Origin of the sequence: Promicromonospora sp. NPDC057138 (genome assembly GCF_042670845.1) — a bacterium.
Lineage (GTDB): Bacteria > Actinomycetota > Actinomycetes > Actinomycetales > Cellulomonadaceae > Promicromonospora.
The window spans coordinates 25,065-39,601 of sequence record NZ_JBHUUX010000034.1; the positions used below are offsets into that span (position 1 = coordinate 25,065).

General features: G+C 73.5%; 9 protein-coding genes and 1 pseudogene. 3 read left to right on the forward strand and 7 right to left on the reverse strand.

Annotated elements, in window-relative coordinates; genetic code table 11:
* Positions 1–55: 55 nt before the first annotated feature.
* Entirely contained in the window at positions 56–1,186 is a 1,131-nt protein-coding gene (locus tag ACFT2C_RS18010; RefSeq protein ID WP_377208442.1) for a GNAT family N-acetyltransferase, read from the forward strand.
* 62 nt (positions 1,187–1,248) lie between these two features.
* On the opposite strand, the gene ACFT2C_RS18015 is transcribed toward ACFT2C_RS18010, so the two are convergent.
* Positions 1,249–3,609: a glycoside hydrolase family 3 C-terminal domain-containing protein gene (locus ACFT2C_RS18015; protein ID WP_377208443.1), complete on the reverse strand. Its 2,361-nt coding sequence runs from the start codon at positions 3,607–3,609 to the stop codon at positions 1,249–1,251.
* Between the two features lie 93 nt (positions 3,610–3,702).
* Between ACFT2C_RS18015 and ACFT2C_RS18020 the strand changes: the two genes are divergently transcribed.
* Complete coding sequence (locus tag ACFT2C_RS18020; RefSeq protein WP_377208444.1) at positions 3,703–4,827, forward strand: GNAT family N-acetyltransferase; 1,125 nt, start codon at positions 3,703–3,705, stop codon at positions 4,825–4,827.
* A 71-nt stretch (positions 4,828–4,898) separates the two neighbouring features.
* Here ACFT2C_RS18020 and ACFT2C_RS18025 read toward each other — a convergent pair whose 3' ends face one another.
* The 6 genes and pseudogenes from ACFT2C_RS18025 to ACFT2C_RS18050 all read right to left on the reverse strand — a co-directional run bounded on the left by ACFT2C_RS18025 (position 4,899) and on the right by ACFT2C_RS18050 (position 13,262).
* Complete coding sequence (locus ACFT2C_RS18025; RefSeq protein WP_377208445.1) at positions 4,899–6,392, reverse strand: M81 family metallopeptidase; 1,494 nt, start codon at positions 6,390–6,392, stop codon at positions 4,899–4,901.
* A 680-nt stretch (positions 6,393–7,072) separates the two neighbouring features.
* Positions 7,073–7,729: pseudogene (locus ACFT2C_RS18030) on the reverse strand (response regulator transcription factor); the annotation flags it as partial.
* Positions 7,726–9,303 (reverse strand): sensor histidine kinase, encoded by a 1,578-nt coding sequence (locus ACFT2C_RS18035; RefSeq protein WP_377208446.1) that lies wholly within the window; start codon positions 9,301–9,303, stop codon positions 7,726–7,728. The pseudogene ACFT2C_RS18030 and the gene ACFT2C_RS18035, both read right to left, overlap by 4 nt.
* On the reverse strand, positions 9,300–10,553 hold the full coding sequence (locus ACFT2C_RS18040) for a phosphotransferase (RefSeq protein ID WP_377208447.1): 1,254 nt from the start codon (positions 10,551–10,553) through the stop codon (positions 9,300–9,302). Before ACFT2C_RS18040 ends, ACFT2C_RS18035 begins: the two co-directional genes overlap by 4 nt.
* 232 nt (positions 10,554–10,785) lie before the next feature.
* A complete protein-coding gene (gene pgi / locus ACFT2C_RS18045) occupies positions 10,786–12,501 on the reverse strand; it encodes a glucose-6-phosphate isomerase (protein WP_377208448.1) in 1,716 nt (571 codons plus the stop codon).
* Positions 12,498–13,262 carry a copper homeostasis protein CutC gene (locus tag ACFT2C_RS18050; RefSeq protein ID WP_377208449.1) on the reverse strand — a complete coding sequence of 255 codons (765 nt, stop codon included), beginning with the start codon at positions 13,260–13,262 and terminating at the stop codon, positions 12,498–12,500. The genes pgi and ACFT2C_RS18050 overlap by 4 nt, the downstream gene beginning before the upstream one ends.
* A 73-nt stretch (positions 13,263–13,335) precedes the next feature.
* Between ACFT2C_RS18050 and ACFT2C_RS18055 the strand changes: the two genes are divergently transcribed.
* Positions 13,336–14,520, forward strand: a complete 1,185-nt coding sequence (locus tag ACFT2C_RS18055) for a PrsW family intramembrane metalloprotease (RefSeq protein ID WP_377208450.1) — start codon at positions 13,336–13,338, stop codon at positions 14,518–14,520.
* Positions 14,521–14,537 lie beyond the last annotated feature (17 nt).

The window sequence follows — 14,537 nt, forward strand, 5'->3', positions numbered from 1 at the left end:
TCGGCCCGCCGAAATTGCCTCGCCGCACGACGGCGGGCCGGGCACCCTGGTCGTTATGACCTCGCCCACCGGCCGCGCGCCAGAGCCGTGGCACATCGTCGAGGTGCCCGCCGTGCCCTCGGCCGACCACCCCGATGCCTGGATGTACCACGGCACGAGCGCCGTCGAGCGGGCCGCGGAGATCGCGAGCGTGGGGCACGACGACCTCGCCCGCACGGTCCGGCAGCTCGTCAGCGGGATGCTGCACCAGGAGTACTCGCGCAAGCAGCGGCTGGTCGCGATCGTGGACCGGACCGACGGGCAGGCCCCGACGGCTGACGACGTCGTCGGGTTCGGGTTCGCGTCGATGACGCTCGAGCACAACACGCACGCCGCCGACGTCCATGTGGCGGTCCACCCCGACCACCGGCGGCGCGGCATCGGCACGGCCCTCGCCGACCGGCTGGAACAGGCGGCGGCCGACGCCGGCCGGACCACGTTCTTCGGCTGGCCGCGGTCCCCCCGGGAGGCGGCCCAGGGAGAGGACGCGCTGGTGCCGGCCACCGGCGTCGGGCGGCTCCCCGCCGACGTCGCGGGCGTCCGGTTCGCGCTCGACCGCGGGTACACGCTGGAGCAGGTGGCGCGCATGTCGCGGCTCGACCTGCCGGTGGATGCCGAGAAGCTGGCCGAATTCGAGGCGGAGGCGCGCGCGAAGGCCGGAGACGACTACCGGACGCACACGTGGGAGGGCGTCCCCGAGGAGTGGCACGCCGCATACGGCCGGCTCATGACCCGGATGTCGACGGACGTGCCGCAGGGCGAGCTCGACTTCGGCGAGGAGACGTGGGACGCCGAGCGCGTGCGCGTCTACTTCGAGGAGCGTGCGGCCAGCGGCCAGCGCCTGCTGACCACCCTGGTGGAGCACGTCCCGTCGGGCGAGATGGCAGGCGGTACGTCGTTCCTGCTGCAGGACGGCAAGCCGGCGTACGCGTTCCAGGAGGAGACGATCGCGCTGAAGGCCCACCGCGGGCGCCGGCTGGGGATGCTCGTCAAGGCGGTCAACCTGCGCGAGCTGGCCGCCCGGTACCCGCAGACCGAGCGCGTGCACACCTTCAACGCGGAGGAGAACGCGCACATGCTGGGCATCAACGTGGCCCTCGGCTTCCGCCCGTCGGGCGCGGAAGCGGCCCTCCAAAAGCGCCTCTGACCCTTCGTTGAGTGCTGGCTATTTGCGGGTCAGCGGGCGCGAACTCCGCAAATAGCCAGCACTCAACGGTGTCTGCGGAGGCGGGTGGTTGCGGCCAGCACCTTGTTCGCCGCGCGCGTGACGACGCCGCCCGTGCCGTTCGCGACGTCCAGGAGCTGGCGGACCTGCTTGTGCGTCACGCCGGAGCCGGGCTGGTACGGGAGCCGGCCAACGGGCATCGCCCTGGTCATGATCAGGACGTCGTCGGACAGGCCGGCTCCCTGCAGCATCCCCGTGACCGTCGGGCCGATGACGGGGTGCGCCATCGCCTCGCCCACCGAGGACTGCGGCGTGAGCGGCGCGACGAACGCATCCGCCCGCACGTCGACCTCGGCGGTGGCCCGGATGTCGCGGCTCGAGGCGCCCACCTCGACGCGGTACGCGCCGCCCTCCACCAACCACCGGTCGGCGCGGACGTCCCAGTACGCGAGGTCGTCCCGGGCGACCGTCAGCTCCACCTCCCGGGTCTCCCCGGGCGCGAGGTCGACGACGGAGAACGCGGCCAGGGCGCGCGGGGCGCGCGGGACCGACGAGCCGGGCAAGGACACGTAGCACTGCACCACCTCGCGCCCGGCGACGCCGCCCGTGTTGGTCACGGCGACGCGGGCGGTGAGGCCTGCGCCGTCGGTCGAGCCGGTCGAGACCCCCAGCCCCGAGTACGCGAACGTCGTGTACGAGAGCCCGTGCCCGAACGGGTACTGGACCGGCAGCTCCCGTGCGTCGTACCAGCGGTAGCCCACGAAGATGCCTTCGCCGTAGGTGACGTGCAGCCCCGTGCCGGGGAAGCTCGTCCAGGCCGGGGTGTCCTCGATGCGCAGCGGGACGGTCTCCGCCAGCCGGCCGGACGGGTTGACCCGGCCGAACAGCACGTCGGCCATCGCGCCGCCGCCCGCCTGACCCAGCAGCCAGCCCTCGACGATCGCGGGCACCCGGTCCGCGAAGCCGGACAGCCGCACCACCGAGCCGTTGGACAGCACCACGACGACGCGCGGGTTGACCTCCAGCACCCGGTCCAGCAGGTCGAGCTGGGCCGCGGGCACCTCGATGTGCCGGCGGTCGCGGCCCTCGGCCTCATCCGACTGCGGCAGGCCCGCGAAGAACAGCACCACGCTGGCGTCCCGCGCCGCGCCGACGGCGTCGGCGGCCATCGCCTCGTCATCGGCGGCCGCGTCCAGCAGGTAACCCGGCGCGAACACGACGTCGGTGCCCGAGTCCTCGATCGCGGCGAGCGCGTCGTCGAGCTGCGTCGGGACGATCTGGGACGACCCCGCGCCCTGACAGCGCGGCGTGCGGGCCAGCTCGCCGATCACGGCCAGGCGCGTCTGCGGGGCCAGGGGCAGCAACCCGCCGTCGTTCTTGAGCAGCACGATCGCGCGGCTCGCAGCCTCGCGGGCCAGGGTGTGGTGGGCGGCGTCGTGCCAGGCCTCGGGGTCGTGTCCGCGTTCCGCGAGCGCCTCCGCCGCGTCCCCGGTCGCCGCTTCACGCGCATCCCGCGCCGCGAGCGCCAGGGCGACCACCCGGGTGGCCGAGCGGTCGACGTCGGCCAGGTCGAGGGCGCCGGACTTCACGGCCGCGACGATCTCCGTGACCCGGCTCTCGCCGCCGGCGGGCATCTCCAGGTCCAGGCCGGCGCGGATGCCGGCGATGCGGTCGTGGACGGCGCCCCAGTCGGACATGACGAGGCCGCCGAACCCCCATTCGCCGCGCAGGATGTCGGTGGTGATGCGCCGGTCCTCGCCGGTGTGCGTGCCGTTGATGCGGTTGTACGACGACATGAGTGTGGCCGGCCGCGCCTTCGTGACGACGCGCTGGAAGCCGCGCAGGTAGATCTCGCGCAGCGTGCGCTCGTCCATGTCGGCGGAGACGCGCATGCGTTCGGTCTCCTGGTTGTTCGCGGCGAAGTGCTTGAGGCTCGTGGCCACGCCCCGGCGCTGGATCCCGGTGACCAGCGCCGCGCCGATCTCGCCGGCGAGCAGCGGGTCCTCGGCCACGTACTCGAAGTTGCGCCCGCACAGCGGGCTGCGCTTGATGTTGATGCCCGGCCCGAGGACGACGTCGACGCCTCGCCGCTTCGCCTCCTCAGCGACGGCCTCCCCCACCCGCTCGACGAGGCCGACGTCGAACGTGCTGCCCAGCGCGACCGCGGGCGGGAAGCAGGTGGCCGGGACGGCGCCCTCGATGTCGCCGACGTCGGCGTCGAGCCGGCGGACGCCGTGCGGACCGTCCGCGAGGTAGACGGGTGGGACGCCGGGGACCTCGGCGGTGGTCCAGAACGAGGAGCCGGACAGCAGCCGGGCCTTCTGCTCGAGGGAGAGCTTCTTGACGATCGCCGCAGGCGCAGCCGCGGTGGGGACTGCGGTCTCAACGTGCGGCTTCTTCGGCATGCGGTCACGGTATCGGGGGCCACCCACACGCGCCCCGTCTGCCGCCGCACAAAAAACCGTGCGGCCTCGCACCGCCGGGAGCACCCTGGGTCCATGACCTCGACCTCGGCAGTGCCCGCCCCGACGACCTCGGCGTGGCGGCTCATGGACCCGCCCCACCCGTCCTCGATCGACGACCCCGACGCCTGGGCGTACCGGGGCATCGCGGAGCTGCACGCCGCAGTGGGAACCGCGGACCTCGGCAGTCCGGACGACGCCCCGACCCCGCTCGGGGTCCTGGTGACGATGAACAACCAGGACTACCGGCGCAGGCTCCGCCAGGTCGCCGTGGTGGACGAACCCGAGGGGCCGCGGGTGGTGGGCAGCGCCCTCCTGAACCTCTTCGTCCGGTCGAACCAGGAGCTGGCCGTCGGCTTCGTCGTGGTGCACCCGGAGTACCGGCGGCAGGGTATCGGTACGGCCCTGGCCGACTGGCTGCGCGGCACCGCGCGGGCGGAGGGCCGGACGTCGGTCCTGGCCCCCGTCGACTTCGGGCCGGAGCGGGCCGACGGCGAGGCGCTGGTCCCGGCGTCGGGCATCGGCGAGGTCTCGGCGGGCCTGCCGGGAGTCCGCCTGGCACAGAAGCTCGGGCTGACCCTGCAGCTCGTGGAGCGTCGTTCCCGGGTCGACCTGCCGGTGCTGCCGGAGGCCGTTTCGCGCTTCGAGGCCGAGGCCCGCGCCGCCGCGGGCGAGGCCTACCGCGTCCACACCTGGAGTGCGCCGACGCCGGAGGAGTGGATCGGGCAGTTCGCCGCCCTCGAGCAGGCCCTGGCCGACGACGAGCCGCGGGGCGGTATCACCATCGAGTCCGACGTCTGGGACATCGACCGCATCCGCACCGAGGAGTTGGCGATGGCCGCCAAGGGCGACCAGTACGTGGTGACGGCCGCCGAGCACGTGGCCACGGGCGAGCTCGTCGCGATGACGATGCTGCAGTGGAACGACGAGAAGCCCGACTTCACCGACCAGCAGGCGACCGTGGTGCTCAAGGCGCACCGCGGGCACCGGCTCGGGATGCTGATCAAGGCGGTGAACCTGCGCGAGCACGCACGGCTCCGGCCCGCCGCCCAGCGGATCTACACCTGGAACAACGAGGAGAACCCACACATGCTCGCGATCAACATCGCGCTGGGATTCGCCCCGGCAGGCGGCAGCGCGGAGTTCCAGGGCCCGCTCTGAGCCCGTTCGTTGTGAGCGGGATCGTTGCGACTACCTGCCGGTCTTAGGCGCAACGATCCCGCCCACAAAAGTCAGAGGAGCTCCGGGGTGAGGTTCGGGCCGTCGCCGAAGGACTGGGGCGGGTCGAACGGGTGGACCGGGCCGCCGAGATTCGTGTGCCGGAGCCGGAGCAGGTCCTGGTCCACGCCGCCCGGGGTGAGCATGAGCATCCAGTCCTCGGCCATGTCGAACAGCTCGGTCTCGAGGTTGCCGATCTTGACGACCACGACGTCGGTCCCGCGCGGGTCGAGGCCGATCGCCGTGAAGTCCGACTCCAGGTGGTAGGGCCTGCGCCGCTCCGTGAGCACCACCTTGAGCCCGCCGACGGCGACCACGCACACGATGCCTCCCACGGGATCGTCCCTGCGGACCCGCTCGACGACGCCGCGCAGCGTCACGGGACCGTGCGGGCCGTCGTCGAACCGGGCGCCGGCCCGCACCTCGACGACGGCGCCCACCCCGGCGTCGGCCACGGTGCGGGCGGCGTCGGCGTCGGGCAGGGAGGCGTAGATGCCGCTCCGGCCGCCCTCCTCGGGCGGGACGGCGAAGGCCGGCTCCGCCAGGAGCCGCGCGAGGGTCCAGGTGACGTCGCCCGCGCCCCCCGCCATGGGGTTGTCGCCCGAGTCGGACAGGACGAACGGCCGCGCGTCGCTCGCCAGCACCGCCGCCAGGCACTCCTCGTAGGTGCCGGCTGGGGCGACGAACCCGAACTCGTCGCGCGCGTCCCAGTACCGGCGGGCCAGGCGCTCGGCCTCCCGGGTGAGGACGGCGGGGTCGTCCCCCGTCACGACGACGGCGGCCCGGCAGCGCGGCTCGTCCGCCCACGCGTACCCGCCCCAGAGGGAGGCGTCCAGCACGCCGTCCAGCGCCCCGACCCGCGCCACGTCCTCGTAGATGCCCTTCGCCGGCTCCAGCCGGGTGCTCGTCCTCTCGCCCGGCAGCAGCACCGGGACCTGCACCCACGCCTTGTGCGGACGGCCGGCGCCGTCGATGCGGTGCAGCAGGTCGGTGGCCGCGCGCTGGCGGGCCTCGTCGTCGTCCTCGTGCGCGGCCATCCGGTGGCAGGCGATGAGGTCGACGGTGGTGGCCAGCTCCCGCGACACGTTGCCGTGCAGGTCCATCGAGGCGGAGACCAGGCAGTCCGGCCCGACGGCGGCGCGCACCGACCGCGCGAGGTCGGCTTCGGCGTCGGTGTACCCGAGCACCGACATGGCGCCGTGGATGTCGAGCAGCACCCCGTCGAACGGGCCCTGTGCCTCCAGCGCCAGGCCGATCTGGGTGCGGACCGACTCGTAGACGTCGGTGGGGACGGCGCCGCCCGGGAGTGCCCCGGCCCGCAGGACCCCCACCCACTCGGCCTCGCGGCGCAACGGCGTGCCGTCCCGCAGGAACGGGTACCGCCGGACGAGCTCGTTGCCGCGCAGCAGGGTGAACGCCTCCCAGCCCGAGCGGTGCGGGGAGAACGTGCTGGACTCGATGGCCATGCCGCAGATCGCGATCCGCGGTCGATGGTGGGAACGGGTCACGCGCGCAGTTTAAGGGGACGGGTTACACCTTTGTCCCCATTCCACGGCAAAACGGGCCAGATGACCGACAGCCTGGGCTGTCGGCCACCTGGCCTTTCACGCGGGACCGCGAGGGGTCAGTCGTCGCCCCGGTCGTCAGCGTCGTCGTCCGCATCGTCCGCGTCGTTCGGGGTGTTGTCGTCCTGGTCGCCGGCGTAGTTCGCGTCGTCCGGCGAGTCGGCCGACCGTGCGGATCCCGCGGTGTCGGTCGCCGACTCGTTCGGCGAGTCCGCCGACTCCGGCGAGGGGTCGTAGTTCGCGTCGCCCGGCGAGTCCGCGGACTCGGCCGAGCCAGCGGTGTCGCGGGCGGACTCGTTCGGCGAGTCCGCGGACTCCGGAGAGGAGTCGGTCGTCGCGGCGCCCGCTCCGCCGCCGGACGGCGTCGAGCCGTCCAGGGCCACGGCCGCGGAGGACTCGGCCCGGGGTGCTGGGTCGTTCAGCGCCGCGGCGGTTCCCGCGCCGACGACGCCGAGCACGGCAGCCGTCCCGACGATGGCCCAGCGCTTCTTCATGGTCGAGGGGTTCATCTGTGGTGACCTCCTGTCTCGCGACACCCCCTGCGGGTGCCTCCTGATCCGAGTCTGCGGCGCCAGGATGAGGCGACGAGGAGACCCGGATGAGACGCCTCTCATCTCAGCCCTGAACCGGTAGCCCGCCCCGCGCACCGTCTCGATCCGGTCCGCCCCCAGCTTCTTGCGCAGGTACCGCACGTACACGTCCACCACGTTCGAGCCCGGGTCGAAGTCGTATCCCCACACGCGCGACAGCAGCTGCTCCCGGGACATGACCTGGCCCGGGTGCTGGAGGAACACCTCGGCCAGCGCGAACTCCCGCGCCGACAGCTCCACCTCCCGCCCCGCCGCGGTCGCGGTGCGCGTGCGCAGGTCCAGCCCGACGTCGCCGTGCTCCAGCCGGTCCGACGGCGCGGCCTCCCCCGTGGTGCGGCGCAGCCGCAGCTTTACGCGCGCCAGCAGCTCGTCGAACCCGAACGGCTTGGACATGTAGTCGTCGGCCCCGCCCTCCAGGCCCGCCACCCGGTCCGACAGCGAGTCCCGCGCGGTCAGGATGACCACCGGCAGCGTCGAGCCGACGTCGCGCAGCCGCTGCAGCACCGTGAACCCGTCCAGCACGGGCAGCCCGATGTCGAGCACCATCAGGTCGTAGCCGCCCGACATGGCGTGGGCGAGCGCCGAGGCGCCGTCGGTCACCACGGTGGGCTGGAACCCGTGCGCCTTGAGCCCCTTGCGCACGAACTGCGCGATCCGCTCCTCGTCCTCCGCGATCAGGATCTGGTTCACCCTGCCTCCTCCGTCCCCGTGCTCCTGACCCCGGTCTGCCGGCCGGCCGGTCCGACGCCGTCGGCCGGCCAGGTCATCACGAAGCGCGCCCCGCCGGCGCGCCGCCCTGAGCCCGTCGAAGGGCGCCGCCCTGAGCCCGTCGAAGGGCGCCGCCCTGAGCCCATCGAAGGGCGCTGCCCTGAGCCTGTCGAAGGGTCGGACCGCTCGACCGTCACCTCCCCGCCGTGTCCCTGCGCGATGGCCCGCACGATCGCCAGGCCCAGGCCGGACCCGGGCGCCCCGCCCGTCGTGCTGCCCCGCGCGAAGCGGTCGAAGATGCGGTCCGCCTCCTCCGGCGGGACGCCCGGCCCGGTGTCCCGCACCCAGAGCCGCACCCGGGGCCCGGACGGCCCGTCGACCACCTGCGAGCCGATGCCCACCTCGTCGTCGGGGCCGGTGAACTTCACGGCGTTGTCCGCGAGCTGCAGCACGGCCTGGGTGATCCGGTGCCCGTCGGCGACCACCTCGGCGTCGGCCCGGGCGTCCACCACCCAGCGCCTGGCGCCCAGCGCACGCGCCTTGTCGTGCACGTCATCCGTGAGCCGGCCCAGGTCCGCCGGGGCCGGGGTCACGAAGTCGGACCGCTCGGCCTTGGCGAGCAGGACCAGCTCCTCGACGATCTGCCCCATCCGGGACGTCTCGTCGAGCAGGAGGTCCCGCGTCTCGCGCACGTCCGCCGGGTCGTCGGGGTCGAGCACCTCCAGGTGTCCCCGCAGGACGGTGAGCGGCGTGCGGAGCTCGTGCCCGGCGTCGTCCAGGAACTGGCGCTGCGTCTCGATGGCCGTCGACAGCCGGTCGAGCATGGTGTTGAAGGCGCCGGCGAGCTCGCCGAGGTCGTCGTCGGTGCCGACGGCGACCCGCTGGGACAGGTCGGTCTCGGTCACTCGTGTGGCGGTGGAGCTGAGCTGCCGCAGCGGGCGCAGCAGGCGGCTGACGACGAGCCACGCGAACAGCCCCAGCAGCACCAGCGCCACCGAGCAGACGATCGCGTAGGTCCGCATCACCGAGTTCTCCGCCTCGAGCGACAGGTCGAGCGCCGACGCCATGACGTACGCACCGACCTCCTGCCGGTCCGGCACGGTCACCGGCACGACGACGAACCACACCCGGCCGACGTCGGTCTCGATCTCGCGCTGGACCGTCGTGCTCGACCGCGGCGTGAGGCCCTCGACGACGTCCCGGACCACCGGGTTCTCCGCGACCACCCGCGACGGCGTGGGCGGGTTGGACAGCTGGTGCTTGCCGTCCAGGTAGCTCACGAACATCTCGTTGGTGCCGGGGACGTTCCGCTCCATCGCGACGCTCATGAGCCGCCCGGCACCATGGAACTTCTCGCCGGTCTCCGGGTCCACGCCGTCGACGGCCAGCCGCTGCAGCTCGCCCATCTCCTGGTCGAAGTCCTCGGAGATGTTGTCCATGATCTGCTGGGACTGGATGGCGTGGGTGAGCAGGCCCGCCCCGAGCAGGCCGATGGCGGTCACCGCCACGACCACGGTCACGACCTTCGCCCGTACCGACGGTCGGCGCAGGCTCATCGGCGGCCCGCTCCGGACCGCGCGAGGCGGGACCCGTCGAGCCAGCCGGCCACGACGTCCAGGCGGCGCGACGTCGCCGTCTGCCAGTCGCGCTCCTGCACGCGGTGCGGGCCGGTGGCCAGGGACAGCAGCACTCCGGCGACGCGCGCGGCCAGGTCGCTCCGGTCGGCGCCCCGGCCGCCGGGCGCGGCCACGAATCCCGCCGCGTACTCGGCGGCGAGCCGGCGCATCCGGCCGGAGTACGTGGCCGGCGCGGCGTCCGACCCGTGCACGAGGGACAGCACGTCCAGGTGCGCGACCAGGCACGCCAGGTCGTCGGCGCGGTGCCCGGGACCGGCGGAGTCGACGTCGAGCAGCCCGGTGATCCGGCCGTCCTTGAGCATGATCTGCGCCTCGTAGAGGTCGCCGTGGGTGGGGTCCGTGCCGGTGCCGCGCTCCGCGAGACGCGCCCCGACGGCGCCCGCCAGGTCGGCGGCGCGGCCGGCCTCCGCGGGCAGGGCGGCCCCGATGACGCCCGCGTAGTGCTCGGCCGACTCGCTCCAGGCGGGGCGGCGCGGCAGGTCGCGCACCTCGGCGGGCAGCCGGTCGAGCAGGTCCAGCACCTCCAGCGGGGATGGGATCCGGCCGCCGTCGCGGACGGCGGTGCGCATCTCGGTGCCGTGCAGCGGGGACAGCACGAGGAGCCCGTCGTCGGACCAGCCGAGGGGGCGCGGGACCGGCAGGCCCGCCCTGGACAGCAGCGCGTGGCGCTCGTGCAGGTCGCCGACCTTGCGCGGGCGTAGCACCTTGAGGAAGACGCGCGACGCCGCGGCGCTGGCCTCGATCACGGCGCGCCGGGTCGGGCGGTAGGCCCGGACCTTGAGCTCGGGGTGTGCGCGCGCCTCGGGGCCGACACCCAGGCCGGCCAGGAGCTCCTCGACGGCGGCCGGGTTGAACGCGCGCGGCAGCGCAGGCAGCGCGGGGTCGCCCGGGAACCGCCACACGGCGACCGTCGCGTCGCCGTCGGACAGGGTGACCACGCCCGGCTTGCGGCCGTCGCGGGCGCGGCCCACGCTCGCGCCGAGCGTCTCGGTGCGCATCACACCGTCCCAGCGCACCGTCGCCCGGTACGCCACGGTGGTGGTCGAGCCGGGGCGGTGGTCCACCTGACGCACCCGCCAGTCCACGAGCTCACCGCCCGCCGTCGCGACGGCGGCGTCCAGGAGCCCCGCGGCGGCGTCGCCGGTCAGCAGGTCGAGGTGCGTGTTCACCCAGCCATCCTCGCAGCCGGTACCCGCCCAAGCCCTTTAAGGCCGATGAGAATCCTCTAACCCGGGCGGCGCCGACCCGCAGGTTGCATGTCACCACCGCCGCCGAACCGCAAGTCCCGAGTCAATGACCGCCCGGATCGACGATCATCTTTCGGGTGGACGCCGGGGCGGTGACACGCAACCTGCGGTTCGACGTCGAGAGGGAGCCGACAGGAAGTCGACAGGGAGCTGGTCAGGCGCGGAGGGCGCGGTACTTCGCGATCAGCGCCGCCGTCGACGGGTCCTGTGCCGCCAGGGCGGCCTCGTCGCCCGCCACGGCCGGGGCGATCTCCAGGGCGAGCTTCTTGCCGAGCTCCACGCCCCACTGGTCGAACGAGTCGATGCCCCACACGACGCCCTGCACGAACGTGATGTGCTCGTACAACGCGACGAGCTGCCCCAGCACGGCCGGCGTCAGCGCGGGGGCGAGGATCGACGTCGTCGGCCGGTTGCCGCTGAACACCTTCGCCGAGACCAGGTCCTCGGCGACGCCCTCGGCCCGCACCTCGTCGGCCGTCTTGCCGAACGCGAGCGCCTTGGTCTGCGCGAAGAAGTTCGCGAGGAAGAGCCCGTGCACGTCGGCGCCGGCCGCCACCGCGCCGCCATCTCCGACGGCGTCGCTCAGCGGGTACGCGGGGTTCGCGACGGCGATGAAGTCCGCCGGGATGGTGCGCGTGCCCTGGTGGATGAGCTGGTAGAAGGCGTGCTGCCCGTTGGTGCCCGGCTCGCCCCAGAACACCTCGCCGGTGTCGGACGTGACGGGCGTGCCGTCCCAGCGCACGGACTTGCCGTTCGACTCCATGGTGAGCTGCTGCAGGTACGCGGGGAACCGGTGCAGCAGCTGCGTGTACGGGAGGACGGCGTGCGTGTGCGCGTCGCGGAAGTTCACGTACCAGACGTTGAGGAGCCCCATCAGGACGGGCACGTTGCTCTCGAACGGCTGCGTCCGGAAGTGCTCGTCCATCGCGTGGAAGCCGCCCAGGAACTCGGCGAACGCGTCCGGCCCGATCGCGACGGCGAGCGAGGTGCCGATCGCCGAGTCGACGGAGTAGCGGCCGCCCACCCAGTCCCAGAACCCGAAGGCGTTCTCGGGGTCGATCCCGAACGCCTCGACCTTGTCCAGGGCGGTCGACACGGCGACGAAGTGCTTGGCGACGGCGTCGGCGCGACCCTCCTCGGAGTCCTCGATGGCGCCGGCCGCGACCAGCGAGCGCCACAGCCAGTCGCGCGCGAGGCGCGCGTTGGTGAGGGTCTCCAGCGTGCCGAAGGTCTTGGACGCGACGATGAACAGCGTGGTGGTGGGGTCGAGGTCGGCGGTCTTCTGCGCGACGTCGGTGGGGTCGATGTTGGAGACGAACCGGACCTCCAGGCCCGCGGCCACGTACGGCTCCAGGGCCTCGTACGCCATGACGGGGCCGAGGTCGGAGCCGCCGATGCCGATGTTCACGATGGTCCGCACGGGCTCGCCCGTGACGCCGGTCCACTCGCCGGAGCGCACCTTCTCGGCGAACGCGTAGACCTTGGCGAGCTCGTCGGCGACGTCGGCGGCGACGTCCTGGCCGTCGACGGTCAGCGGCTCGTCCGACGGGCGGCGCAGCGCGGTGTGCAGCACCGCGCGGTCCTCGGTCACGTTGATGTGCTCGCCCCCGAACATGGCGTCGCGGCGCTCGGCGAGCCCGACCTCGTCGGCCAGGGCGAGGAGGGAGGCGAGCACCTCGTCGTCGAGCAAGTTCTTCGACAGGTCCACGTGCAGGTCAGCGGCCTGGTGGCTGAACCGCTCGGCGCGGGCCGGGTCGGCGGCGAACCAGCCGCGCAGGTCGGGCTGGAGGTTCTTGGAGAGCTCGGTGAGCGAGCCCCAGGCGGAGGTGGTGGTGGCGTCGACAGGCCCTCGGGCCGGCTCTGAGGTCATGAGACAACCGTAGTCCGGAGCGCCTCCGCCGCAGCCTTGGCCAGTGTCTGATCGGTCACCTCGTAGCCGGAGCCGTCGCCGCCGCCGGGCCCGCCGGCGTCGGGCACCGTGCGCTTGGCGGAGAGGTGGACGGCGTCCACGCCGACGCGCAGCAGGGCCGGGATGTCCGACGCCGTGACGCCGCCGCCCGCCATGATCTCGATGCCCAGCTCGGCGCTGTGCTCGACGAGCGCGGCCAGCCGCTCGAGCCCGTCTGCCGCCCGGGCCGCGCCGCCCGACGTGAGCACGCGCGCGACGCCCAGCTCGGCCAGCGTGTCGAGGGCGGCTATCGGGTCCGCGATGACGTCGAGCGCCCGGTGGAAGGTCACCTCGGCGTCCTCGGCGGCGTCGATCAGGTCGCGCATCCGCCGGGCGTCCACCGTGCCGGACGGCGTCAGGGCGCCCACCACGACGCCGTCGGCCCCCTGGTCGGTCGCCAGGGTGACGTCACGCAGCATCAGGTCGATCTCGGCGGGCGAGTAGACGAACCCGCCGGGCCGGGGCCTCACCAGGACGTGCACCTCGAGGATCGGCGCGTTGTCGGACGACGGGACCACCGCCGCGGCCTCGACCACCGCCTCGACGAGCGCGGCGCTCGGCGTGATGCCGCCGGTGGCGCCGAGCGCGGAGCAGAGCTCGACGCGCCGGGCGCCGACGTCGGCAGCGATCACCGCCCCGGCCGGGTCCTGGACAGCGAGCTCGAGAGCGACACGTGGGGGCACGTGCGCCAGCGTAGCCGTGCGCGGCGGCCCGGTCGCCCGCCGCGTGCGCGGCTGAGTAGGTAGGGTCCCTGGCATGGCCATCGATCCCAGTGCGATCCTCCAGGGACGCGCGCCCGGGCGGGCTTCGATCGGAGTGATCCTCGGGATCGTCTTCGCCTCCGTCTGCCTCCTCGTCATCCTCGCGTTCGACGCGTTCACCGGCGGCGGCTCGTTCGTCGTCGGGCTGCTGCTGGCGGTGCTGCCGGTCGCGGTCTGGCTGCCGCTGGTGCTCGCGCTGGACCGGCTGGAGCCGGAGCCGCCGAGCGCCCTGACCTTCGCGTTCCTGTGGGGCGCCGGGGTCGCGGCGCTGTTCGCGAGCGTCCTGAACACGCTCGGGCTGTCCCTGCTCACCGAGACCGAGCTCACGGGCGAGCAGGACGGCTGGTACGTCGTCGCGACGTTCGGCGCGCCCGTGGTCGAGGAGCTGCTCAAGGGCGCCGTGCTCTTCGGCATGCTGTGGTGGCGGCGGCAGGAGCTGAACGGCCCCACCGACGGCGTCATCTACGCCGCGATGGTGGGGCTCGGCTTCGCCGCGACGGAGAACGTCCAGTACTTCGTCGACGCCGTCGAGGTGGACCAGCTCGGGTACGTGTTCGTGCTGCGGGCGATCGTCTCGCCGCTGCTGCACCCGCTCTGCACCGCGATGACCGGCATCGGCGTGGCGGTGGCCGCCATGTCCGGGCCCGGCCGGACGCGCCGCCGCGCGCCGCTGTACGGGCTGCTCGGCGCGATCGCCCTGCACAGCCTGTGGAACGGCTCGACGAAATTCGGGATCGGCGGCCTCGCCTTCGCGTATCTCGTCGGGTTCGCGGTGCTGATCGCGCTGATCGTGATCCTCGCGCGCGACCGCCGTCGGATCGTCCAGCTCATCGGCCACTACCTGCCGCTGTACGGGCCGGTCGGCATCGTCACGCCCGACGACCTGCGGATGCTGTCGAGCCTGCCCACGCGCCGGGCGGCCCGGAGGTGGGCCCGGTCCGCGGGCGGCCGGGTGACCGAGCGCGCCATGACCGACTACCAGCAGGCGGCGACCGAGCTCGCCCTGCTGCACCAGCGGGCCGGGGCGCAGAAGGACCTCGACCCGCACGGCCTGGAGCAGCAGCGGCAGTACCTGGTGTGGCTCATGCAGCAGGCGCGCGCCACGTTCGTCGCGAGGCAGCCGCGCCCGCCGGCCACCCCCTGGGGCACGACGGGCTTCGCCCAGCCAACCCGCCCCTGACACTCCGTTGAGTGCTG

What these genes read in the sequence shown, in the direction of transcription:
- ACFT2C_RS18035 (WP_377208446.1), bottom strand. Translation starts at nt 9,303, where the DNA reads ATGAGCCTGCGCCGACCGTCGGTACGGGCGAAGGTCGTGACCGTGGTC.
- ACFT2C_RS18010 (WP_377208442.1), top strand. Translation starts at nt 56, where the DNA reads ATGACCTCGCCCACCGGCCGCGCGCCAGAGCCGTGGCACATCGTCGAG.
- ACFT2C_RS18015 (WP_377208443.1), bottom strand. Translation starts at nt 3,609, where the DNA reads ATGCCGAAGAAGCCGCACGTTGAGACCGCAGTCCCCACCGCGGCTGCG.
- pgi (WP_377208448.1), bottom strand. Translation starts at nt 12,501, where the DNA reads ATGACCTCAGAGCCGGCCCGAGGGCCTGTCGACGCCACCACCACCTCC.
- ACFT2C_RS18020 (WP_377208444.1), top strand. Translation starts at nt 3,703, where the DNA reads ATGACCTCGACCTCGGCAGTGCCCGCCCCGACGACCTCGGCGTGGCGG.
- ACFT2C_RS18055 (WP_377208450.1), top strand. Translation starts at nt 13,336, where the DNA reads ATGGCCATCGATCCCAGTGCGATCCTCCAGGGACGCGCGCCCGGGCGG.